General features: G+C 38.2%; 20 protein-coding genes. 10 read left to right on the top strand and 10 right to left on the bottom strand.

The features are described 5' to 3' along the window. Positions 1-170: 170 nt before the first annotated feature. The 3 genes from RM539_RS16545 to RM539_RS16555 all read left to right on the top strand — a co-directional run bounded on the left by RM539_RS16545 (position 171) and on the right by RM539_RS16555 (position 1,944). On the top strand, positions 171-719 hold the full coding sequence (locus RM539_RS16545; RefSeq protein ID WP_311504530.1) for an outer membrane beta-barrel protein: 549 nt from the start codon (positions 171-173) through the stop codon (positions 717-719). 77 nt (positions 720-796) lie between these two features. Further along, complete coding sequence (aroQ, locus tag RM539_RS16550) at positions 797-1,222, top strand: type II 3-dehydroquinate dehydratase (RefSeq protein WP_311504531.1); 426 nt, start codon at positions 797-799, stop codon at positions 1,220-1,222. Then, positions 1,219-1,944, top strand: coding sequence for a Dph6-related ATP pyrophosphatase (locus tag RM539_RS16555; protein ID WP_311504532.1), 726 nt, complete (start codon positions 1,219-1,221; stop codon positions 1,942-1,944). The genes aroQ and RM539_RS16555 overlap by 4 nt, the downstream gene beginning before the upstream one ends. A 201-nt stretch (positions 1,945-2,145) precedes the next feature. Here RM539_RS16555 and lpdA read toward each other — a convergent pair whose 3' ends face one another. The 4 genes from lpdA to msrB (RM539_RS16575) all read right to left on the bottom strand — a co-directional run bounded on the left by lpdA (position 2,146) and on the right by msrB (RM539_RS16575) (position 5,208). Then, positions 2,146-3,537, bottom strand: coding sequence for a dihydrolipoyl dehydrogenase (gene lpdA / locus RM539_RS16560; protein ID WP_311504533.1), 1,392 nt, complete (start codon positions 3,535-3,537; stop codon positions 2,146-2,148). Between the two features lie 233 nt (positions 3,538-3,770). Then, a complete protein-coding gene (locus RM539_RS16565) occupies positions 3,771-4,313 on the bottom strand; it encodes a collagen-like triple helix repeat-containing protein (RefSeq protein WP_311504534.1) in 543 nt (180 codons plus the stop codon). A 16-nt stretch (positions 4,314-4,329) separates the two neighbouring features. Beyond that, positions 4,330-4,722 (bottom strand): peptide-methionine (R)-S-oxide reductase MsrB, encoded by a 393-nt coding sequence (gene msrB / locus RM539_RS16570; RefSeq protein ID WP_311504535.1) that lies wholly within the window; start codon positions 4,720-4,722, stop codon positions 4,330-4,332. A 3-nt stretch (positions 4,723-4,725) separates the two neighbouring features. Further along, the gene (gene msrB, locus RM539_RS16575) at positions 4,726-5,208 is read right to left on the bottom strand and encodes a peptide-methionine (R)-S-oxide reductase MsrB (protein WP_311504536.1); all 483 of its coding nucleotides are present in this window, start codon (positions 5,206-5,208) and stop codon (positions 4,726-4,728) included. A gap of 350 nt (positions 5,209-5,558) precedes the next feature. Between msrB (RM539_RS16575) and RM539_RS16580 the strand changes: the two genes are divergently transcribed. From RM539_RS16580 to RM539_RS16590, 3 genes are all read left to right on the top strand, one after another. Continuing rightward, positions 5,559-6,380, top strand: coding sequence for a M48 family metallopeptidase (locus tag RM539_RS16580; RefSeq protein ID WP_311504537.1), 822 nt, complete (start codon positions 5,559-5,561; stop codon positions 6,378-6,380). 70 nt (positions 6,381-6,450) lie between these two features. Beyond that, positions 6,451-7,785 carry an MFS transporter gene (locus tag RM539_RS16585; RefSeq protein ID WP_311504538.1) on the top strand — a complete coding sequence of 445 codons (1,335 nt, stop codon included), beginning with the start codon at positions 6,451-6,453 and terminating at the stop codon, positions 7,783-7,785. Between the two features lie 135 nt (positions 7,786-7,920). Next, a complete protein-coding gene (locus RM539_RS16590; RefSeq protein WP_311504539.1) occupies positions 7,921-8,148 on the top strand; it encodes a hypothetical protein in 228 nt (75 codons plus the stop codon). A 448-nt stretch (positions 8,149-8,596) separates the two neighbouring features. Here the strand turns inward: RM539_RS16590 and RM539_RS16595 are convergent, their stop codons facing one another. From RM539_RS16595 to RM539_RS16610, 4 genes are read right to left on the bottom strand one after another with little or no spacing between them, the layout of a single operon-like run. Then, positions 8,597-9,349: a head GIN domain-containing protein gene (locus RM539_RS16595; RefSeq protein WP_311504540.1), complete on the bottom strand. Its 753-nt coding sequence runs from the start codon at positions 9,347-9,349 to the stop codon at positions 8,597-8,599. 33 nt (positions 9,350-9,382) lie between these two features. Continuing rightward, a complete protein-coding gene (locus tag RM539_RS16600; RefSeq protein ID WP_311504541.1) occupies positions 9,383-10,471 on the bottom strand; it encodes a DUF4097 family beta strand repeat-containing protein in 1,089 nt (362 codons plus the stop codon). After that, positions 10,452-11,015 (bottom strand): DUF4179 domain-containing protein, encoded by a 564-nt coding sequence (locus RM539_RS16605; protein ID WP_311504542.1) that lies wholly within the window; start codon positions 11,013-11,015, stop codon positions 10,452-10,454. Before RM539_RS16605 ends, RM539_RS16600 begins: the two co-directional genes overlap by 20 nt. Further along, entirely contained in the window at positions 11,002-11,562 is a 561-nt protein-coding gene (locus tag RM539_RS16610; protein ID WP_311504543.1) for an RNA polymerase sigma factor, read from the bottom strand. The genes RM539_RS16605 and RM539_RS16610 overlap by 14 nt, the downstream gene beginning before the upstream one ends. Positions 11,563-11,774: 212 nt before the next feature. On the opposite strand from RM539_RS16610, the gene lon reads away from it, so the two are divergent. The 4 genes from lon (at position 11,775) to rpsA (ending at position 18,332) form a co-directional block, all read left to right on the top strand. Next, positions 11,775-14,225: an endopeptidase La gene (gene lon, locus RM539_RS16615; protein ID WP_311504544.1), complete on the top strand. Its 2,451-nt coding sequence runs from the start codon at positions 11,775-11,777 to the stop codon at positions 14,223-14,225. Between the two features lie 181 nt (positions 14,226-14,406). Continuing rightward, a complete protein-coding gene (gene cmk / locus RM539_RS16620; protein WP_311504545.1) occupies positions 14,407-15,108 on the top strand; it encodes a (d)CMP kinase in 702 nt (233 codons plus the stop codon). A 13-nt stretch (positions 15,109-15,121) separates the two neighbouring features. Next, positions 15,122-16,300: an MFS transporter gene (locus tag RM539_RS16625; RefSeq protein WP_311504546.1), complete on the top strand. Its 1,179-nt coding sequence runs from the start codon at positions 15,122-15,124 to the stop codon at positions 16,298-16,300. 175 nt (positions 16,301-16,475) lie between these two features. Further along, positions 16,476-18,332: a 30S ribosomal protein S1 gene (rpsA, locus tag RM539_RS16630; RefSeq protein ID WP_311504547.1), complete on the top strand. Its 1,857-nt coding sequence runs from the start codon at positions 16,476-16,478 to the stop codon at positions 18,330-18,332. Between the two features lie 61 nt (positions 18,333-18,393). Here the strand turns inward: rpsA and RM539_RS16635 are convergent, their stop codons facing one another. Together RM539_RS16635 and RM539_RS16640 are read right to left on the bottom strand one after the other, a co-directional pair. After that, the gene (locus tag RM539_RS16635; RefSeq protein WP_311504548.1) at positions 18,394-18,858 is read right to left on the bottom strand and encodes a hypothetical protein; all 465 of its coding nucleotides are present in this window, start codon (positions 18,856-18,858) and stop codon (positions 18,394-18,396) included. A 245-nt stretch (positions 18,859-19,103) separates the two neighbouring features. Continuing rightward, complete coding sequence (locus RM539_RS16640) at positions 19,104-22,196, bottom strand: PAS domain S-box protein (protein ID WP_311504549.1); 3,093 nt, start codon at positions 22,194-22,196, stop codon at positions 19,104-19,106. Positions 22,197-22,328: the final 132 nt, after the last annotated feature.

A 22,328-nucleotide genomic window follows, 5' to 3' on the forward strand; every position in this document is an offset into this window, starting at 1 on the left:
AAAATTGAAGAAAAGCAGGAGGGATCCTGCTTTTTTTGGTACAAATAATAGGATTATTCGTTACTTGTTTTAGATGTGTTTTTTCTGAGCAATTCTCTTCTTTCTTTATGTCTTGCCATTATGTTAATTTTTTTAATACTTTTGAAGCTTTAACAATCTAACTTTATAAAATGAAAAATTTAATTTTGGCAGCAATGCTGTTTTTTGCAAGTTTAAGCTTTATGCAGGCTCAGGAAGTCGATTTTGGACTTTCTGCGGGATACACCAGTATTACCGGAAGGTCTTCAAGTTCCACTTCTTCTATGGTGACTTCGGCGAGTTCTTCAGGATTTAATGTTGGGGCTTTGGCTGATTTTTCAATTTCTGAGAATTTTCATTTACAGCCGGAGGTGAATTTTGCAATTGCTGATGATGTTAATTTTCTGATAATTCCTGTGTTAGCACAATATTACATTGGTGATTCGCAATTCTATTTACAGGCTGGCCCTCAGGCAACCTTTCTTCTGGAAGACACTATGGGGATGTTGGATAATTTTGGTTTAGATTTAGCTTTTGGAGCAGGATACCACATAAATGAAAATTTCTTTCTACATGCAAAATATTCTTTTGAAATTACTAATCGATTATCTAATGATTTTATAGATATGCTGGAAAGCGAGGGGCAGGATGCTGATTCCGGATTTGATGCTTTCACTGTTGGAGTGGGGTATAAATTCTAAAACTCATATTATATTGTTATTAAAAAGCGGGCAGAAGCCTGCTTTTTTTATGAATGAAAATTGATACCTTTATATTCATGAAAATACTTATTATCAACGGCCCAAATTTGAACTTATTGGGCACCCGGGAACCTGAAATCTATGGAGGTAAAACTTTTGAAGAATATTTTTCCCATCTACAGTTTAAATTCAGGAAACTGGAACTCTCTTACGTGCAAAGCAATATGGAGGGGGAGATTATAAACCAATTGCACAGCGCAAATAAAGAATTTGATGGTATTGTGATGAATGCCGCTGCCTATACACATACCTCAGTGGCCATTGCCGATGCAGTAAAAGCCATTGAGATTCCGGTAGTAGAGGTTCATATTTCCAATATCCATGCCCGGGAAGAGTTCAGGCATAGGTCCTATATATCTCCTCATGCGAAAGGAGTAATTTTTGGTTTTGGTTTAAAAGGTTATGATCTGGCAATAGAAAGTTTTATAGAAGAAAAGGCATGAAAAAAGCTTATATAAACTGGAGCAGTGGAAAAGATGCTGCGCTTAGCTTGTATAAAATACGCCATGGAAATGAATTTTCTGTGGAAAAGCTGGTTACCACGGTTAATACAGAAGTTAATCGTATTTCAATGCATGGTGTCCGTATGGAATTGCTACACCGGCAGGCAGCCAGTTTGGGATTACCGCTCCAGCTAATTCCATTAAATGGGGCGGTTTCTATGGAAGAATATAATACTTCTATGAAAGAGGCAACTTACAGTCTTTTAAATAAAGGTTTTACCCATAGTATTTTTGGCGATATTTTTCTGGAAGACCTGCGGGAATATCGTGATGAACAATTGGAACTTACAGGATTGGAAGGTGTTTATCCGCTTTGGAAGGAAAATACCACAAGCCTGATGCAGGAATTTTTGAAGCTTGGTTTTAAAGCTATAGTTGTTTGCACTAATTCTAAGTTGCTGGATGATTCCTTCTGCGGAAGAATAATTAATGAGGATTTTATAAAAGATTTGCCTGAAGAAATAGACCTTTGTGGAGAAAACGGAGAATTTCACAGCTTTGTTTTCGACGGACCAATTTTTAAAAATCCTGTAGAGTTTTCAGTAGGAGAGAAGGTAGAGCGGAAATACACCGCAAAAAGTTCAAAAAAAGATAATTGTTTTAAAGATGAAGAGCATGACTGGGATACCGAATTTTGCTATTGCGACCTTCTTCCGGAGTAAACTCTTTTAGTGTATAAATACCTTTAGAACTCCCAACTCCAGAATTCAGATTTGCAGCTGGAACTTCAAACTACATACTTGAAAAACCACCCCGGCCTGTGGCCACCCCTCCTTGAAAAGTAGGAGAGCTGTAATAATAACAAAAATCCCGAATAACTATTAAAGTTTTCCGGGATTTGGTGTTTGTCTAAAGTTAAAGTCTTAGATATGAATTACTTCATCATAAGCTGCGGCTACTGCTTCCATAACGGCTTCACTCATTGTGGGGTGAGGGTGAACCGCCTTTAAAACTTCATGACCTGTAGTTTCCAGTTTTCGGCCTAATACAGCTTCAGCAATCATATCGGTAACGCCGGCGCCAATCATGTGGCAACCAAGCCATTCTCCATATTTTGCATCAAAGATCACTTTTACAAAACCATCAGATTTTCCTGCAGCCTTCGCTTTTCCTGAAGCTGAAAACGGGAATTTTCCAACTTTAATTTCATAACCGGATTCTTTGGCCTGTTTTTCAGTCATTCCAACCGAAGCAATTTCAGGAGTAGCATAGGTACAACCTGGAATATTACCATAGTCTAACGGCTGAACCTTCATACCCTTTATTTTTTCCACACAAAGAATACCTTCCGCAGAAGCAACGTGCGCCAATGCAGGGCCATGCACTACATCTCCAATGGCATAAACACCATCAGCATTGGTCTTGTAAAAATCGTCTACTACAATCTTATCTTTTTCGGTTTTGATTCCCAGCTCCTCAAGACCAATATTTTCGATATTTGTTTTAATTCCAACTGCAGAAAGAACAACATCGGCTTCAAGTGTTTCTTCACCTTTTTTGGTTTTCACTTTAGCTTTAACTGTTTTTCCGGAGGTATCCACACTTTCCACAGAAGAATTAGTCATGACCTTAATTCCAGCTTTTTTCACGCTTCTTTCAAACTGCTTGGAAACTTCTTCATCTTCCAGGGGAACAAGATTTGGCAGAAATTCCACAACAGTAACTTCGGTCCCCATAGAATTATAGAAGTGGGCAAATTCAACCCCAATAGCACCAGAACCTACCACTATCATAGATTTTGGTTGGGTCTCCAAAGACATTGCTTCACGATAACCAATTACTTTTTTCCCGTCCTGCTTTAGATTTGGCAATTCCCGGGAACGTGCGCCGGTAGCAACAATAATATGATCGGCCTCGTATTCTTTGGTCTTATCATCTTTTCCTGTTACGGCAACTTTTTTACCTTTCTTCAGTTTTCCAAAGCCCTCAATAACGTCAATTTTATTCTTTTTCATAAGGAATTGTACTCCCTTACTCATGCCGTTTGCCACATCACGACTTCTTTTAACTACAGCACCAAAATCTTTGTCGGCATTTTCCAATTTTAGACCGTAATCATCAGCGTGCTTAAGATAATCAAACACTTCAGCGCTTTTAAGAAGTGCCTTTGTTGGGATACAGCCCCAGTTAAGGCAGACACCACCAAGGTTTTCTTTTTCAATAATAGCTGTTTTAAAACCTAATTGCGAAGAGCGAATTGCGGTTACGTAACCTCCCGGGCCACTACCTAAAATTATGACATCGTATTTACTCATTTTAGTAATTTTTAGTGAGGGTTTAGAAGTTGCGAATTTAAGTAATTATAGCTTAAACTAAAAGGAATATGGCCTGGGTTTCCTTCAGCAACATAAGTAATGATGACTTTAGCTAAGGAAGGGCTATCATAAAATTTCCTATTGAATTATTCCTGTTCTTCTTGTTCAGAATAGAAAGTAAAAAAGGACCTATTATTAAAATAGGTCCTTATCATATTATAGCCAAGCCAGATTTATTTTTCAGGCTCTAATCTAAAAGCTTTTAAAACAGCTTCCATATTCTCTGGGTCTACTTCTGAAGAAGCAAAGGTATCTGATGGCACAACTACGATTCTGAAAGTTTGTCCTTCTGTGTAACCGGAATCAAGATTACTTAGATCGTAATTCCCCTCAATATAAATTCCAACATCTCCCACTGTATGGTTATAAACATACTGAATAGTTCCTTCTTCCAGAAAGAAGTTTTGTGGAATTAAACTCCAGCCATCTAAATCACCTCCATTTTCATCTTCAAGTATTTCCAGCCTGTACACCAAAACAGCATCTGCATCAGGATTTATAGTCTCTACATCTTCTGAAATATCTATCTCTACATAAAAACGATTTATATCTTCCAGATAATCGAAATTAACTGTCTCTTCAAAAGTATAACCTAAGCCATCCAATCCATCTTCGCCTGCAGGCCCTTCCGGTCCTCGCGGTCCTACTTCTCCATCATCTGAGCATGAAACAAATAAAAAGCTGCTCAGGAATAAAATTGATAATATTTTTCTCATAGTTATAGGTGTTAAATTATTTATCAAATTCAATACTTGCCGAATTTACGCAATATCGTTGCCCTGTATCGGTAGGGCCGTCATCAAAAACATGTCCTAAATGGCTGCCACAGTTAGCACATAGAATTTCTGTTCTAATCATACCAAAACTTTTGTCCTGTACGTATTCCACTTTACCTTCAATGGCTTCATCAAAACTTGGCCAGCCACAGCCACTTTCAAACTTGGCATCACTTTCAAACAGTTTAGTATTACAGGCCGCGCAGCGATATTCCCCTTCTTCAAAATGAAGATTGTATTTACCACTGTGTGGGGCTTCAGTCCCTTTTTCACGTAACACACGATATTGTTCTTCGGAAAGTTGCTCTTTCCATTTTTCTTCTGGTTTTTCTATAGCGTATTTTTTCATTTTTTATTGATTTTTAGCGGGTACAAAATCCATGGCCACTCCGTTCATACAGTATCTTTTTCCGGTAGTTTCTCTTGGTCCGTCATCAAAAACGTGGCCAAGGTGGCCTCCGCATTTGGCGCAATGTACTTCATCCCTGGTATAACCAAGCTTGGAGTCACGACCTAAAGATACACCTCCCTCTATAGGGCGGTCAAAACTTGGCCATCCCGTACCGCTCATAAATTTATATTCAGTTTTATAAAGCTCGTTTCCGCAGGCAGCACATACGAAAGTGCCCGGTTCTTTAATTTTATTTAAATCACTTGAAAAAGCAGGCTCTGTTGCAGCTTTTCTTAAAACCTGAAATTCAGCACTGGTCAATTCCTGTTTCCATTCTTTTTCTGATTTGCTGATTTCAAAATTTTCTGAAGATTTCTTCTTCTGGGCATTTCCGTTACAACTCATCATTAGCGTTGCAAGGAGTAAGAATATAAACTTTCTCATAGTTTTTAATATTTAAAGTACAAAGATTATACCGCGATGAACGTTGTGATTCTGTTAATAAGATCAGGGATCTTACAGATTAACGATGGTAAAGTTTGATATTGCTGTTTTTCAGTTTTTTACGATGCTATTTGTCAGGGTTTTTGGAAAAGTAGAAATATTGTTCAAAAAAAATAATGGGTTAAAACGCGCTGTTGAGTAATTAACCAATTGTTCTTCTTTTTATTATGAAGAAGATTGAGTAGGGCTTCTGGTATTATTATTGAATGCTGGTATTTGTTAAATCCTACTTAAACCCCTCAGGAAGAAGTTGCTGCTTTTGTAATTTTAACAAAAATAAATTCCAAATTATGAGAATCAAACCAATACTTGTTACAATAAGTGCAATGCTGCTAATGATAGTGGCTTGTAAAACCAATCCATTTACGGGAGAGAGAAATCTCAATTTTGTTTCTAACGACCAGTTGTTTCCATCCTCTTTTGAGCAATATAATCAGTTTCTGGATTCAGCCGAAGTATTACGAAACACTCAACAGGCCCAAATGGTTAAAAATGTAGGACAGGAAATAGTTACTGCAGCCGAAAGATATTTAAACGCGAACGGCTATCAGGGTTTTATGCAGGACTTTCAATGGGAATTTAGCCTTGTAAGAGATGACCAGGTAAATGCCTTCGCGATGCCGGGGGGTAAAGTAGTGGTGTACACTGGCATCCTGGATGTTACCGAAACCAGAACAGGACTTGCGGTAGTTATGGCTCATGAAATTGCCCATGCTCTGGCTGATCATGGTGCACAAAGAATGAGTGCTGCCCAGTTACAACAATTAGGAGCGGTAGCGGGTTCTGTTGCTTTAAGCGGCAAAAGTACTCAAACGCAGCAGATTTTCGCACAGGCATACGGGCTTGGTTCACAGGTGGGGGTAATGCTTCCTTTTAGCCGTGGCCATGAGGCCGAAGCCGACAGGATTGGCTTAACTCTTATGGCAATTGCGGGTTATGATCCTGATGAGGCTGCCGATTTATGGAGGAGAATGGCAGCGCAAAGTAGTGGTCAGGCTCCGCCGGAATTTCTTAGTACGCACCCTTCCAATCAGTCAAGAATTGAAAATCTTACTGCATGGGCACCTGAAGCCAAAGCAGAAGCAAAAAAATATGGGGTAACTTCCTTTTAATATCTAATTATTAAATTGTTTTAATATTGAAAAGCTGCCTTTTACGGCAGCTTTTTCTATTTTTAGCCTTATGAAACATCTTCCTAAGGGCAGCAAGAAGCTTTTAAATGCCTGGGCTTTCTATGATTGGGCAAATTCTGTCTATAGTCTCGTAATATCTTCGGCTATTTTCCCCATTTTTTATGGAGCGCTTACCATCGTAAAAAATGCTGATGGACGAATTGTTAGCGACAAAATAAGTTTCCTGGGAATTAGTTTTAATAATGATAGCCTTATAAGTTATGTAACTGCCGCTGCTTTTCTGGTGGTTTCTGTTTTAAGTCCTTTTCTATCCGGAATTTCCGATTACGTGGGGAACAAAAAGAATTTTCTTAAATTTTTCTGTTATCTTGGTGCCTGCTCGTGTATTGCTTTATTCTGGTTTAACCTGGAATACCTATGGTTTGGCTTGCTTGCTTATTTCCTGGCGCTTATTGGATTTTGGGCAAGTCTGGTTTTTTACAATTCTTATCTTCCGGATATTGCTTATCCCAATCAGCAGGATAAAGTTAGTGCCAGGGGGTTTTCCATGGGCTATATTGGAAGTGTAATTCTGCTTTTGCTCTGCCTTATTATGATATTGAAATATGACTGGTTTGGGTTTGAAAGTGAAGCTTTGCCTACGCGTCTGTCTTTTGTGCTTACGGGAGTCTGGTGGATTATATTTAGTCAGTACACCTATTATTACCTTCCGAAGGGAAATAAAAAAGCCCCGCTCACACGAAATGTCCTTTTTAACGGATTTAAAGAATTGAAAAAAATCTGGTATTCGCTGAAGCATAATGTGCAGCTTTACCGCTACCTGATTGCTTTTTTTGTTTACAGTATGGCGGTGCAAACAATTATGCTTATCGCCACTTATTTTGGAATTGAAGAGTTGGATTGGGGAGATCAGGATCCCACTACGGGATTAATTGTTAGTATTTTGCTTATTCAATTGGTGGCTGTTATTGGAGCTACTTTAACCTCCAGGCTGGCGATAAGAATAGGGAACATAAAAACCTTGATCTATATAAACCTTATCTGGATAGCCATTTGCGGGTATGCTTATTATATAGTCTCCCCGCTTCAGTTTTATTTTGCAGCTGCCTCGGTTGGTTTGGTGATGGGTGGAATTCAATCCCTGTCACGTTCTACCTATTCTAAAATGCTGCCAAAAAATGCCATAGATACTGCCAGTTACTTCAGTTTTTATGATGTTTCTGAAAAAATTGGAATTGTTATCGGAATGTTCCTTTACGGGATAGTTGCCGAAATCACCGGCAGCGTAAGAAATTCTATTCTATTCCTAGTGGTGTTTTTTATAGCCGGGGTCATCTTGTTGCTAAGGGTTCCGAAGAAAGAAACTAAAAATGAAGCAATATGAATGTCGCCGGATGAGATTACTTCGCCGCTAACAATGCCGTTGAGGTTATCATTTCGTCTCTCTGTAAAAATGAAGAGATACTCGGTAAACTTAATAACGGAATTCTTATATTAGTGATAATAACATTTTGGTACAATGGCGATCAGGGAAAAATTAATTAATGAAATCCAGCTCTCAAAAAATGAGGAGCTGTTGGAAGAATTATATCAGTTCTTGCATAAAGAAAACAAGACAGAAAATGTTTATGAATTGTGTGAGGAACAAAAATCAGCAATAGAGAAATCATCAGAACAAATTCAAAACGGTGAATATTTGACCAATGAACAGGCCAATCAGGAAATCGAGAAATGGCTAAACGGGTAATTTGGTCAAAATATGCTCAGGAGAACAGAAAAGATATTCTTGAATATTGAAACAAAAGAAATAGGTCCAGACGATACAGTAGAAAATTAAATCAGCTTTTTGTTGAAGCGGTAAAATTAATTGCCCTTTATCCTGAAATTGGTAAACTTACAGATCACCAGAACGTAAGAGTCAAAATTGTTCGTGATTACCTCATATTATAAAAAATAGAAATAAATCGTATAGTACTTCTAAGTTTTTGGAATAGCCGGCAAAATCCTGAGAAATTAAAGGAATCATCTCTATGAAAAAATTGCCACGCTCCGTTTCATGTAGTTTGCAATTACATTAACATAGTTAATGTGAAGCGCCGGCTGAAATTGTCCTTTACGGAGCGAAAGCTGAAGCAATCTGTTGTTGATTGTTGAGATTGCTTCGCCCCGTTTACTGCACTCGCATTGATAATTTGCTAATTTGAAGAAACACTCCCCGAGCCGGAAACTTTAAAATCTTCTTTCGCCGGATTCCCTTTATAAGTGATATCTCCGGAGCCGGAAACTCTTGCGGTTAACTTTTCTGAAGCGTATACCATAAGGTCGCCGGAGCCAGAAACTACAGCTTCTACTGTGTTGGCACGAAGCTCATAAGCTTCAAAATCTCCCGAACCGGTAACTTTGCACTTAAAGTGATTTGCGGTTCCTTTTAACACAATGTCACCGGAGCCGGTTACGCTGCCTTTTAAACCCCGTACCTCCAGGTTAAGGTTCATATCTCCAGAGCCGGTTAAAGAAGTGCTAAAATTTGAAGCGATAATCTTATCTGAATTCCACATATCGCCAGACCCTGTGAGTGAAACTTCTTCCAGGTCTTCAAAAGGTACGGTAATTTTAATCTCATTGTTTCCCGAAGGCCGCAGGTCAATTCCTTCTTCTACTGAAATTTTTAATTTTCCCCCCTGTACTTCGGTAAGAATATATTCCTGAAGATTGCTCTCGGCTTCCACTGTAAGTTTTCCCTCGCGGCCACTTACCAGCTCTACATTCATGGAGCCTACCAGCTCTACATTCATGGAGCCTACCAGTTGTACTTCATCATATTCTGAAGTGGAACGCTCTTTAGTTACCATTTTCCCGTTTCCTTTTATTTTTTCATTTCCCCACCATTGTGCGTTTGCTGAAGTAAAACCTAGAAAAATAGTTGCTAAAATTAAAATTGTTTTCATAATTGTAATATTTGATTGATGATTAATGTTGATTTATTGTTTTCTAAAAGAGACACTTCCATAGCTGGTACTTATATTTACATGATTTCCACTGCTGACTGATAAATGATACCCCTGATAGGTTTTCCTGGTTCCGGATTCGTGTCTTTTACTCACTTCAAAATCATTCACGCCATTCACATCCCCATAAGAGGTGGTAATATTAAAACTGAAAGGCTGTGCCTCATCATACCCGATTTTTATGCCGGTGTAATCACTTTCTATTTTAACTTCTTTCATGCCTTTCACCAGTTTTTCTATGGAAGCAGAGCCATAATCCAGATCCAGTATTACCGATGTAAAAACCCTGCCGATTTTAGTGGTTAAATAATCACCGTTTCCTTTGAGCCTTCTTACTTTTTCAATGCTAATGCTGCCGTAGTCGCAATTAAAAGTGGCATCTTCAACTTTTAAAATGTTAGAGCTGGTATAATCGGCATTAATGTTAAGCTTACCGGCTTCCTCTATTACATAATCTGAATAATCCGCATTTATTTCGGCATTTTTTACATAGCCAATGTGGCTGTTTCTGGTGTAATCAAAATTGATATCATTGGAATTCCCTCTTAATTCACCTATGTCTATTTTTCCGTAGTCACAGGAAATTTTCGAGTTTCCCAGGAGGCGGTCCAGGTAAATTCCACCGTAATCATTGCTTAGATTTACATTATTTCGTGCAGGGGCTTTTATAACATAATTTATCTGCATATTTACATTATTGCTGCTCCCAAATAACTGATTCCACCAGGATTGATCTTCCTTTGAAAAATGCGTTTTGGCACTCACTCCAGCCGAGGACTGGCTAAATTCGATATTAATGTTATTCAGCTTTCTTTTCACTGCTTCTTCATCATTCCCGTTGGTCTCAATAAATACTTCAATAACCACGCGGTTTTCGTCCCAGGTTGAAATATCTATATTACCGTAACTATTATCTATCATAAGGCTTGATGTTGCCGAAACCTTAAATTCCTTCGAAATCTTTTTCTTTTCGGTATGCTTATCTTTAAATTCATTATTGGAGAAAGCAAGGCTGGGAGCGATAATAGCCAGAAAAAACAGTTTATATAATGTTGTTTTCATGATTTTGATTTTTGATTGATCTAATTTCTTCAATTTGGGATAAAACGTTGTTTAATAAATCTATACGCTGCTGGAAATTGTTGATCATGGCATGGATTACCCTGTTATCCTTTCCGCTGTTTAAAAGATCTGTTTTAAGTTTTTCATATTCGGCGTCCAGTTTTTCCATTTGTTTTAGTGCATCTTTTACAATGGCGCTGGTTTCAGGGGAATTGATTTCCTGGATTTCCTTCAGCTCATTTTCAATTAAAGAGGTATAAAACTCCTGGGTCTGTTTCATTTCAGGAGAAACACTGGCCAGCTCTCCGGATTTATCCAATGCTCCGGAATTAAGAATATTTCCAGCCAGAAAGAATACAAGTGCAAGGGCTGCCGCAACTCCAATAAAAGGAGCCCAAAGGCTTCTTACTTTTGTTTTCTGTTTAGCTGAAGCGTTGCCAGAATTAAGCTTCTCCAGGAATCGTTCTCTGTGGCCTTCTTTAGGTTCCGAATGATCCAGGTTTATACCTCTGAACAGATCTTCTATATTATCATTCTTCATCATTTGTCAATTTTTTACGGAGACTTTCTTTAGCGCGTGAAATTGTAGTCCTGCAGTTAGCATAACTTATATTCATAATTTTACAAATCTCTTCATAGTCATAACCTTCAATTAAATACAACGTAAGGCACATCCTGTAATTTTCCTTCAGGGTATCTAGCTTTGTGAGCAGCAATCGTACTTTTTCGCTGGTATGCTCTTTATCTATAATGTAGCCGTCTGAATCATCCATTTTATTTTTAAGTTCATCATTGTAAGCCACTTCTTCATATTTCATTTTCCTGTTATAAACATTTACGCACTTATTAACCACAATTCTTTTTAACCAGGCTCCAAAAGTGGATTCTCCCTTAAAACTGTCAATTTTAGTAAAGGCGTTCAGGAAAGCCTCCTGCATAATGTCTTCGGCTTCAGCCGAATGTTTTACTATTCGCAGTGCGGTGTTATACATTGCTTTATAATAGCGATCGTAAATCTCCATTTGTGCACGCTGGTCACCTTTACGGCAAGCGGAAACAAGATTGTTAATATGTGTGATGGTTGGTGTCAAAAATTCTTGTTATCTATTTATAAAGATAGTGGTGATTTCAAATTGTTACACTTAGGAGAAAAATTCTTTTCAGAAAAGCATGGCATAAGAATTGAATAATTGTTATAAACTTGTTGTCCCCTTTGCTAATTGCCCGCTAATAAAGGGTTGGGGGCAAAACAAAGATGAAATAAAAATTCAAACTGTGGTGACAGTTTGACCTAAAATAAACTATGGCTAAAACAAAATTTAATAATCTTGACAACTTGTCATTACAGGGTATAGACGAAGATGCGGAACTTATACCTTTGATGACTCCTGAAGATGAAGAAGAAATAAACCGGGAAGATCTTCCTGAATCTTTGCCAATATTGCCCTTAAGGAATACTGTTTTGTTTCCGGGAGTGGTAATACCAATTACTGCGGGAAGGGATACATCTATAAAATTAATTAATGAAGCCAATAATGGAAATAAAATTATAGGAGTTGTTTCCCAGAAGGATGAAGAAGTAGAAAATCCTTCTGTTAAGGATATCAATCGTATTGGTGTAGTGGCCAGGATTCTTAGGGTGCTTAAAATGCCCGATGGTAATACCACCGTGATAATACAGGGAAAGAAGCGCTTTAAGATTTCTGAAATAGTTAGTGAGGAGCCATATCTTAAGGCAAGTATTGAAGAAGTGCCGGAGGCACGACCTGCAAAGGATAATGAGGAATTTTCAGCAATTACCGATTCTATTAAGGAACTTGCCCTTCAGATTGTAAAAGGCAGTCCAAATATTCCTTCAGAAGCTTCTTTCGCGATTAAGAATATTGAAAGTTCTTCATTTCTTATCAATTTTGTTTCTTCCAATATGAACCTTTCCGTAGAGGAAAAGCAAAAATTGCTGGAGACAAACGATCTTAAAGAGCGTGCGCTTGCTACCCTTAGATATATGAATGTTGAATTCCAGAAACTGGAACTCAAAAATGATATTCAAAGTAAGGTGCAGAGCGATATGAGTCAGCAGCAGCGCGAGTATTTCCTTCATCAGCAAATGAAAACTATTCAGGAAGAACTTGGCGGGGTTTCTCATGAAGATGAAATAGAGGAAATGCGCATTCGTGCGAAGGAAAAAACATGGAATGAAGATGTGCAGACGCATTTTGAGAAGGAACTTTCCAAAATGCAACGTATGAATCCGCAGGTGGCGGAATATTCCATTCAGCGGAATTACCTGGATTTATACCTGGATTTGCCCTGGAATGAATTCAGCGAAGATAAATTCGATTTAAAAAGAGCAAAGAAAATACTTGATCGTGATCATTACGGGCTAGACGACGTAAAAAGAAGGATAATTGAATATCTGGCAGTTTTAAAACTGCGTAATGATATGAAATCTCCAATTTTATGTCTTTACGGTCCTCCGGGAGTTGGTAAAACCTCTCTTGGAAAATCTATCGCGGAAGCCCTGGGGAGGGAGTATGTAAGAATTTCCCTTGGTGGTTTACGGGATGAAGCTGAGATAAGAGGACACCGTAAGACATACATTGGCGCTATGCCCGGTAGAATTATTCAGAGTTTGAAAAAGGCCGGAACCAGTAATCCTGTTTTTGTTCTGGATGAAATTGACAAACTTAGCATAGGAAATGCCGGGGATCCCTCTTCAGCCTTACTGGAGGTTCTGGACCCTGAGCAAAATAGCGATTTCCATGATAATTTCCTTGAGATGGGCTTTGACCTTTCCAAGGTAATGTTTATTGCAACCAGCAATACGCTGCAAACAATTCAGCCTGCCCTACGTGACCGTATGGAAATTATTAATGTAACTGGCTATACTATTGAAGAGAAGGTGGAAATTGCCAAAAGGCACCTACTGCCCAAGCAGTTGGATGAACATGGTATGACCAAGGAAGATATTAAAATTGGTAAGCCCGAACTGGAAAAAATAGTTGAAGGTTATACCCGGGAATCTGGTGTTAGAGGTTTGGAAAAGCAAATTGCCAAAATGGTAAGGTATGCTGCCAAAAGTATAGCAATGGAAGAGGAGTATAACAAAAAGGTGAAGCAGGAAGATGTTATTGAGGTATTGGGCAGCCCTAAACTGGAGCGTGATAAATATGAAAATAACGATGTTGCCGGAGTGGTAACAGGTCTCGCCTGGACCCAGGTTGGCGGAGATATACTTTTTATTGAATCTATTCTTTCTAAAGGAAAAGGCAATCTGAATATTACCGGAAACCTTGGAAAGGTTATGAAGGAGTCGGCAACTATTGCCATGGAATACATTAAAGCCAATGCTGAACAGCTGGGAATTATTCCATCAATTTTTGATCAGTATAATGTTCATATTCACGTGCCGGAAGGAGCAACACCAAAGGATGGTCCAAGTGCCGGAATTACCATGCTAACTTCTTTAGTTTCCCTGTTTTCTCAGAAAAAGGTAAAGAAGAGCATTGCCATGACGGGGGAGATTACATTGCGTGGAAAAGTTCTTCCCGTAGGAGGAATTAAGGAAAAGATACTGGCGGCGAAAAGAGCAAAAATCAAAGAGCTAATTTTATGTAAGGAGAATGAGCGGGACGTGAAAGAAATTAAGGACGAATATCTAAAGGGTCTTAAATTTCATTATGTAAATGAAATGAGTGAAGTAATAGATATTGCGATTACGCGGCAAAAGGTTACCAATGCAAAAAACCTGTAAACTGTCTTAAATATGCATAAAGGCCCTGTATTGTAAAGATGCAGGGCTTCTTTGTATTATTTTTTCCAGTTTAAAAAAGAGAAGGACAGGATTGCTAAAACAGGAAGCTAATTTATTCAGCTTAAAATTTCCTTGCTCTTTTAATTCCTTATTTTTGTGCATTCATTTATAATATGAATTTATGAGTAATAAAATAACCATTGCCATAGATGGCTTTTCTTCAACAGGAAAAAGCACTATTGCGAAACAATTAGCTAAAGAATTAGGTTATATATATGTTGATACCGGTGCCATGTATCGCGCAGTTACATTATATGTAATGCGCCATCTTTTTGTGACCGAATCTAAATTTGATGAAGAAGCCATTCTACGGCATTTACCATTTATTAACCTAAGATTTGTTTTTGATGAAAAGCTTGGCTATGGTGAAATCTATATGAATAAAGAAAATGTTGAAAAGGAAATCAGGCTTATGGAGGTTTCCAATAATGTTAGCAAAGTGGCAACCGTTTCTAAAGTAAGGGAGATGCTGGTAAAACAACAGCAGGAAATGGGGAAAGATAAAGGTGTGGTAATGGATGGCCGTGATATTGGAACCGTGGTATTTCCTGATGCCGATTTAAAATTATTTATGACCGCTTCTACCGAAACCCGTGCAGAAAGAAGATATAAAGAATTGTGTGAGCGGGGGGAGAATGTTGAATTTGATGAGGTACTTAAAAATGTAAAAGAACGGGATTATATGGATTCCACCCGTGAAGACTCTCCTCTTATTATGGCTGAAGATGCTATAGAAATTGACAATTCTAAATTAACTCTGGAAGAACAGTTTGAAAAAATTGTAAAACTTGCCAAAGATAAAATTGCGGCGGCACAAGAGTAGCAATTTGCCAGGAATGGAAGAAAATAGACTTTCCAATGCGGTGTTGTACCTTATGGCAGCCGGAGCAGGATTGGTGGTAGCCAACAACTATTATAACCAGCCTTTGCTTAATTTAATTGCCGAAACATTTAAGGTGTCGGAATCTGAAGTGAGCAATATTCCGCTTTTCACGCAGCTGGGTTATGCTTTCGGTTTATTATTTATTGTTCCATTGGGAGATAAATTTCCGCGGAAGAAAATGATCCTGATAGATTTTGTTGCAATTATAACTTCATTGTTAACCGCGGCGGTGGCACCTTCATTACTCATGCTGGGAATTGCCAGTTTTTTTATCGGCTTTTCCTCGGTAGTACCGCAGCTTTTTGTTCCCATGGCGGCACAATTGGCAGATGATAAACAAAGGGGAAGGGCTATAGGGATAGTGATGAGCGGCCTGTTAATTGGTATTTTAGGAAGCAGGTTTTTAAGCGGGATGATTGGGGAATATTTTGGCTGGCGCATCATGTATGTAATAGCCACAGGCCTAATGCTTATTTATTGGCTGTTACTGAAGTGGAAACTGCCCGAATTACAACCCGATTTTAAAGGTTCTTACACTGCCCTAATGAAATCTATGGCCCGTTATTTTAAAACCGAAAGTGATGTTAGGTTGGCAGCAGTTCGCGGTGGCCTTGGGTTTGCCGGTTTTAGCGCCTTTTGGACTACTTTGGTTTTCCTAATGGAAGAATCCTTTAATTATGGCAGTGGGATGGCAGGAGCCTTTGGGTTACTGGGAATAGGAGGTGCACTTGCAGCTACCTGGGCAGGAACATTAAGCGATAAAATAAACAGGAACAAGCTTATTACCATGGCCACCCTTCTAATGATTGGCTCCTGGATGATATTTGGGATTTCAGGCAGCTCATTGTGGGGCCTAATGCTGGGTGTTTTATTAATTGATATGGGGCTGCAATCCCTGCACATTACCAACCAAAATATCATTTTTTCCAAACATCCTGAAGCTCGTAATAGAATTAATACCATTTATATGGTGGGATATTTTATTGGAGGAGCGGCGGGAACAATTTCAGGGGCTTATGCCTGGGAAATGTATGGGTGGACAGGAGTTGCCGGCATTGGTCTTATATATTCCCTGTTAATTCTGGTTTTCCACCTGGCTTTCAAAAAACCAGACTTTTCAAAAGAGGTTTAAATGTCAACTTCAGTGGTTTGATATTAATAAATTAAGTTGTATTTTTGCACTCCTTTTTGGCAATTATCCGGAAGAACAAAAGGGATTGATAATCAAATACTATAATCACTTCTGTGTATTTTTAATTGCAGGACTTCTTCCGAAGAAACACGGGATACAAATATTTTAATCAGCAATGGCTGAAGAAACAAAAAATCAAGAAACTCAGGAAGAATCAAACACACCTGAAGTTCAGGAAGTAGCTGGAATGGCTACAGATTCACAACCTGAAGCTGTAGAGCAACAACAGGATCCTGAGCAATTCCTAAAAGAATTCAACTGGCACAATTATGAAGAGGGGATAGACCCAATTGATGACCAGAAGCTGGAAGAATTCGAAAAACTGGTAGAAGAGAATTTCGTAGATACTTTAAATGATGAGGTTGTTACGGGAACTGTGATTAATATTACAGATCGTGACGCGATTATCGATATCAACGCGAAAAGTGAAGGGGTTATTTCTTTAAATGAATTCCGTTACAATCCAGACCTTAAAGAAGGAGATGCGGTAGAGGTTTTAATTGATGTTCGTGAAGACGCTACAGGCCAATTAATCCTTTCTCACCGTAAAGCCCGTGTAATCAAGGCTTGGGAGCGCGTAAACAAAGCGCATGACGAAGGTCTAATCGTAAACGGATTTGTAAAATGTCGTACCAAAGGTGGTATGATTGTAGACGTATTTGGAATTGAGGCGTTCTTGCCAGGTTCTCAAATAGACGTAAAACCAATTCGTGACTACGATGCTTATGTAGGAAAAACAATGGAATTTAAGGTTGTAAAAATCAACCACGAATTCAAAAACGTTGTTGTTTCTCATAAAGCGCTTATCGAAGCCGATATTGAAGAGCAGAAGAAAGAAATCATCGGTCAGCTTGAAAAAGGTCAGGTACTTGAAGGTACTGTTAAAAACATCACTTCTTATGGTGTGTTTGTTGACCTTGGAGGTGTTGACGGACTTGTGCATATTACAGATCTTAGCTGGTCAAGAATCAACCATCCAAACGAGATTGTTGAGCTAGATCAGAAACTTAATGTGGTAATTCTTGACTTTGATGAAGCTAAGACAAGAATCCAGTTAGGTCTTAAGCAGTTGAGTCAGCATCCTTGGGAAGCGCTTGACAATGAGCTTAAAGTTGGAGATAATGTAAAAGGTAAAGTAGTTGTAATCGCAGATTATGGTGCATTTATCGAAGTTGCTGAAGGTGTTGAAGGTCTTATCCACGTTTCTGAAATGTCATGGAGCACTCATTTGAGATCTGCTCAGGATTTTGTAAATGTTGGAGACGAAGTTGAAGCGCAAATCCTTACTTTAGACAGGGAAGACCGTAAAATGTCTCTTGGTATCAAGCAATTGACTCCAGACCCATGGACAGATATTACTTCTAAATATCCTGTAGGTTCAAGACATTCAGGTATCGTACGTAACTTCACCAACTTTGGTGTGTTCGTAGAGCTTGAAGAAGGAATCGACGGATTGATTTATATCTCTGATCTTTCATGGACCAAGAAAATCAAGCATCCATCAGAATTCACCAATGTAGGTGATACTTTGGAAGTGGTTGTATTGGAACTTGATGTTGAAGGACGTAAACTAAGTTTAGGTCACAAACAAATCGAGAGCAATCCTTGGGATAAATACGAAGCAGAATTTGCCGTAGGAACTACTCATACTGCTGAAATTTCTGAAATCGTAGACAAAGGTGCTACTATCGACTTTAATGAAGATATTACCGCATTTGTTCCACAGAGACATCTTGAAAAAGAAGACGGAAACAAACTGAAGAAAGGGGAATCTGCAGAATTCCAGATCATTGAATTCAATAAAGAATTCAAGAGAGTGGTAGCATCTCACACTGCTGTTCACAGAGAAGAAGAGCAGAAAATTGTTAAGCAGGCCGCTAAAAAAGCCGCTGCTCAAAACAATGATAAAACCACTATTGGTGATATGAATGCCGATCTTCAGGCATTGAAAGATAAAATGGAAGGAAAATAATCCTCATTTTTATAAACATAAAAAGCTCTCCGGGAAACCGGGGAGCTTTTTTATTTTTAAACTATTCTTTCTCTATAGTTACCTGTTCATAATACAAGCCGGGGCCATCGCAAATTTGCCAGTCGCTCAACAAAGTCTGGCTTTCAAGATCAAGATGCAGATATTCTTCAGGTTTCCCGGAACAGCTTCCTATAAGGCCATTTTCGCGATTATAAACCAGATGATAGAGAATATGGTTGGAATTATTTTCCTGTTCAGAAATACTATAGGTTCCTGATGCTTCCTTTACTTCATTATTTCTTTCCCTGGTTTTTTTAAAAGCACCATCTGCATAAAAAATATAATTTTCCTGCCAGGCCATTTTATCTCCTCTTGTTTGAGAATCTTGAAGACTTCCGGTCATCATTACTAATTCCCATTTCTGAGGAAAGCGGGTAAGGCTTAAGCTGGCAATTAACACTTCTTCCTCTTCGTCTCCACATGAAATAAAAGTTAATAACAATAATAATATGAATGGATTTTTCATCATTTTGATCTAATAGTGTATTAGAAGATGATGAAATTGTTAAAAGGTTGCGTGTTATTCAGATAAAAATTGGTTATCTGCCGGATCAGAATTAATTGGCTAAGATTTTTTCAGCAAGCTCCGTTTAACTAAGCACTTATATTTCCCTGAATATGTAAAAACTATAAGGCTTAATATAATTAGCCAGTCTTCAAAAAATCCCTGCACAAAATATCAATTGGATCGTGATAAGGCAAGATTAATTTCTAATGTTTTAAAAATAGTTTAAAAGTTGTTCCTTTCCCCACTTCGCTTTGTACTTCAATTTTCCCGCCAATGGCCTCAACCTGATTTTTAGTAATAAACAAGCCGATTCCCCTCGCTTCTTTATGGCGGTGGAAGGTTTTATACATTCCAAATATTTTAGTGCCATACTTTTTGAGGTCTATTCCCAGGCCGTTATCTGAAATGTTCAGAATAATAAAATTTTCATTTCTTATGGCAGAGAGTTTAATGTAACTTTGTCTTTCATCTGACCTGTATTTTATCCCGTTGGTCAGGAAATTAAGAAGGATACTTTCCATATAAGCCGGAATTGCAACAACATTAAATTCAGCATCTACTTCGTTTTTGATCTCGATATCTACTTCTTTTGCAAGTGCGGAAACACTGCGTAAAGCTTTATTAACCGCTTCTCTTAAATTAACCTGGATAAGGTTTTCTGAAGTTTTGGTGTTGATGAGTACCACTTCATTTAGATGAGAAATTGTTTCTTCAAGATTTTCTGAAGCGGTTCCCAATAATTGAAATATCTCATTTTCAGTTGCCTCAGGTTGCTCCTGATTATATAACTGCAACAACATTTTTAAGTTTCCCGAGTGGGAACGCAAATTGTGGGAAACAATATGAGCAAAATTTTTCAGGCGCTGATTTTGTTCTTTGGTGACCTCCAAAAGAGATTTTATTTCCTTTTCAACGTTTTTTATTTTACTAATATTCGTAGCCACACCTAAATATCCAATTACCTCTTTGCTGCTCTTTATTGCAGTCATAGTAAGTTGTACGGGAAATTGACTGCCATCTTTCCTAATGTAAGTCCATTCCCGCGTGTCGTGTTTTCCACTTTCGGCTATTGCAGAAAGAATATTAAAATCTTTAGGAGCCAGGTGGCCGGTTTGCTCCAGTTCCTTTTTTCTAAGCTTTAGTTCCAGCGGTAAATGCAAGAGCAGGGGAGAAGCCTTTCCAATTAAATCCTGTCTGGAGTAACCAAGCAGGTTTTCAGCACCTTTGTTGAAATTGGTAATAATTCCGCCGGGATTGGTACTTATAACACTTACCTGTGTACTGGCTTCTAAAATTCCTTCAAGCTGTGCAATGGCTTCCTTTAGTTTTCTTTCTGCTACTTTCTTTCCGGTTACATCTATTATTTGTGAAATAAAGTAAAGCGGATTTTCATTTTTGTCGCGTACCAGTGAAACAGAAAGCATAACATAGAGAATATTACCGTTTCTATGGAAATATCTTTTTTCCCATTGATAATGTGCTCTTTTGCTATTTAAAAGTTCTTCCCTTAATTGCAGGTCGGAATACAGATCTTCAGGATGTGTAATTTCCTGAAAGTCGAGTTGTTTAAATTCTTCTTCAGAATAGCCTATAAGGTCACACAATGTTTTGTTCACTTCAAGCCATCGCCCCTTAGTGTCGAGAATAGCCATTCCCACCGCAGCATTTTCAAAATTTCCCCGAAAGGCTTCTTCGCTTATTCTTAGTTTTTCTTCGGTTTGTTTCCGTGAAGTAATATCGTGCATGGCTACTACCGCACCAAGAATATTGCCTTTGTTATCAGTTAACCGGGATCCATTAACATTTACTATTTTTGAATCACCGTTTTTTTGTTTGATAAGGATTTCCTCATTTGCTATTTTTCCGTTTTTCAGAGCTTTAACTAATGGAACTTCTTCCTCTTCCATGGGAGAGCTTTTATCACCAATTTTATAGACTCCGTAATTTTTTGAGTATTTTGAAGGAATAGTTTCTTTAGGAGAAATTCCGTGCCATTCTTTTGTAGTTTTGTTGAAGAGGGTGAGTTTTCTATTTTCATCACAAGCCACAATACCTACATCAACACTATTTAAAATTGTTTCCAGTAATACCTGTTTTTCGTGGTTTTCCCGCTCTATAATTTTAAGATTTGAAATATCGGCAGTGTGCATCAAAAGGCCTCCTACCTGGCCGGCATCGTTGTACCAGGGCCTTATTTCCCAGCTTAACCAGGTTTTGTCTCCATTTTCGGTTATAAAAGAATCTTCGTTGTTGCTTTTTACAGCACCTTTAAGACATTCCCTGTGAATTTGTTTCCATTTTTTGCTGATATTGGGAAAAATCTGGTAATGGTTTTCACCAATAATATTTCTCTTACCAATTTTATAATCTTTTAACCATCTTTGAGAAGCTGCAATGTAGTTCATACTGCTGTCAAACATGGCTATTGCAGTGGGAGCCTGTTCAATAAATAACCGGTTTCTCTCAAATTCCTTTTTTCTCTGAGTGATTTCTTCATGAAATCCGGTCATCCATTCAGGTTTACCATCGGCAGTCCAGCTTACAACTTTTCCTTTGTCCAGCACCCAAATCCATTCACCGGCTTTGTTAAGCATGCGTGCTTCACTTTCGTAAATTTTTGTTTTACCCGCAAAATGCTCCCTAAGCAAAGCATCACATTTCTCTTTATCTTCAGGGTTCGAAAATCTTTTCCAGGTGTATGGTGAAGTAGGTTGAATTTCTTTAAGACTGTAGCCAAGAACATTCGCCCATTGTTCGTTAAAAATGGTTTCCCCCGTTTGAATGTTCCACTCCCAGGTGCCAATGTTTGTACCTTCCAGAACATGCTCGTACCTCTCCAGAGTCTGGATTAGCGGTAATTCAGGTTTTTTAAATTTGGTAACATCAATAAAGCCGGCTAAAATCAATTCTCTTCCGCAACCGGCATATTCAAGATGTAAAAAGGTACCCTGCAGCCATATGGTGTAACCGGTAAAATGTTCAAACCTTAGAAGTTCAGAAAATTGTTTTTCATCATTTTGAAGATGTTTCTGAAATTTTTCAAAATCTTCAGGAAAAATATGTTTTTGCCAATCCTGAAATGAACGTGTGTCTTCTTCAGAAAAACCTAAAGCATAACATAAATTGGGATTGATCCAGAATTGGGCATAATCATTTGCATCAATCAGCAAAATGCCATCCCTGGCTTCATTTTGGGTAAAATTGAAGATATCAGGATTTTCCCTGATTACTTTCAGCAATTCATCTTTTAGTTGTGCGGCAGGAGATTTGCGGCGTGGGGGAGTAGGTACAGACATTAGATTTGGGGAATCTGAATTTGTTGGTAAAAATAAAAAATCCTTTGAACAGACCAAGCATTTCATAATTTATAAGCATCGCATAGAATTCAGCAGAAAAAAATATTACTTTTGCGTTTTAGTTACTTCATT

The organism is Autumnicola musiva (genome assembly GCF_031846585.1).
In the GTDB taxonomy this organism is placed as follows: domain Bacteria; phylum Bacteroidota; class Bacteroidia; order Flavobacteriales; family Flavobacteriaceae; genus Autumnicola; species Autumnicola musiva.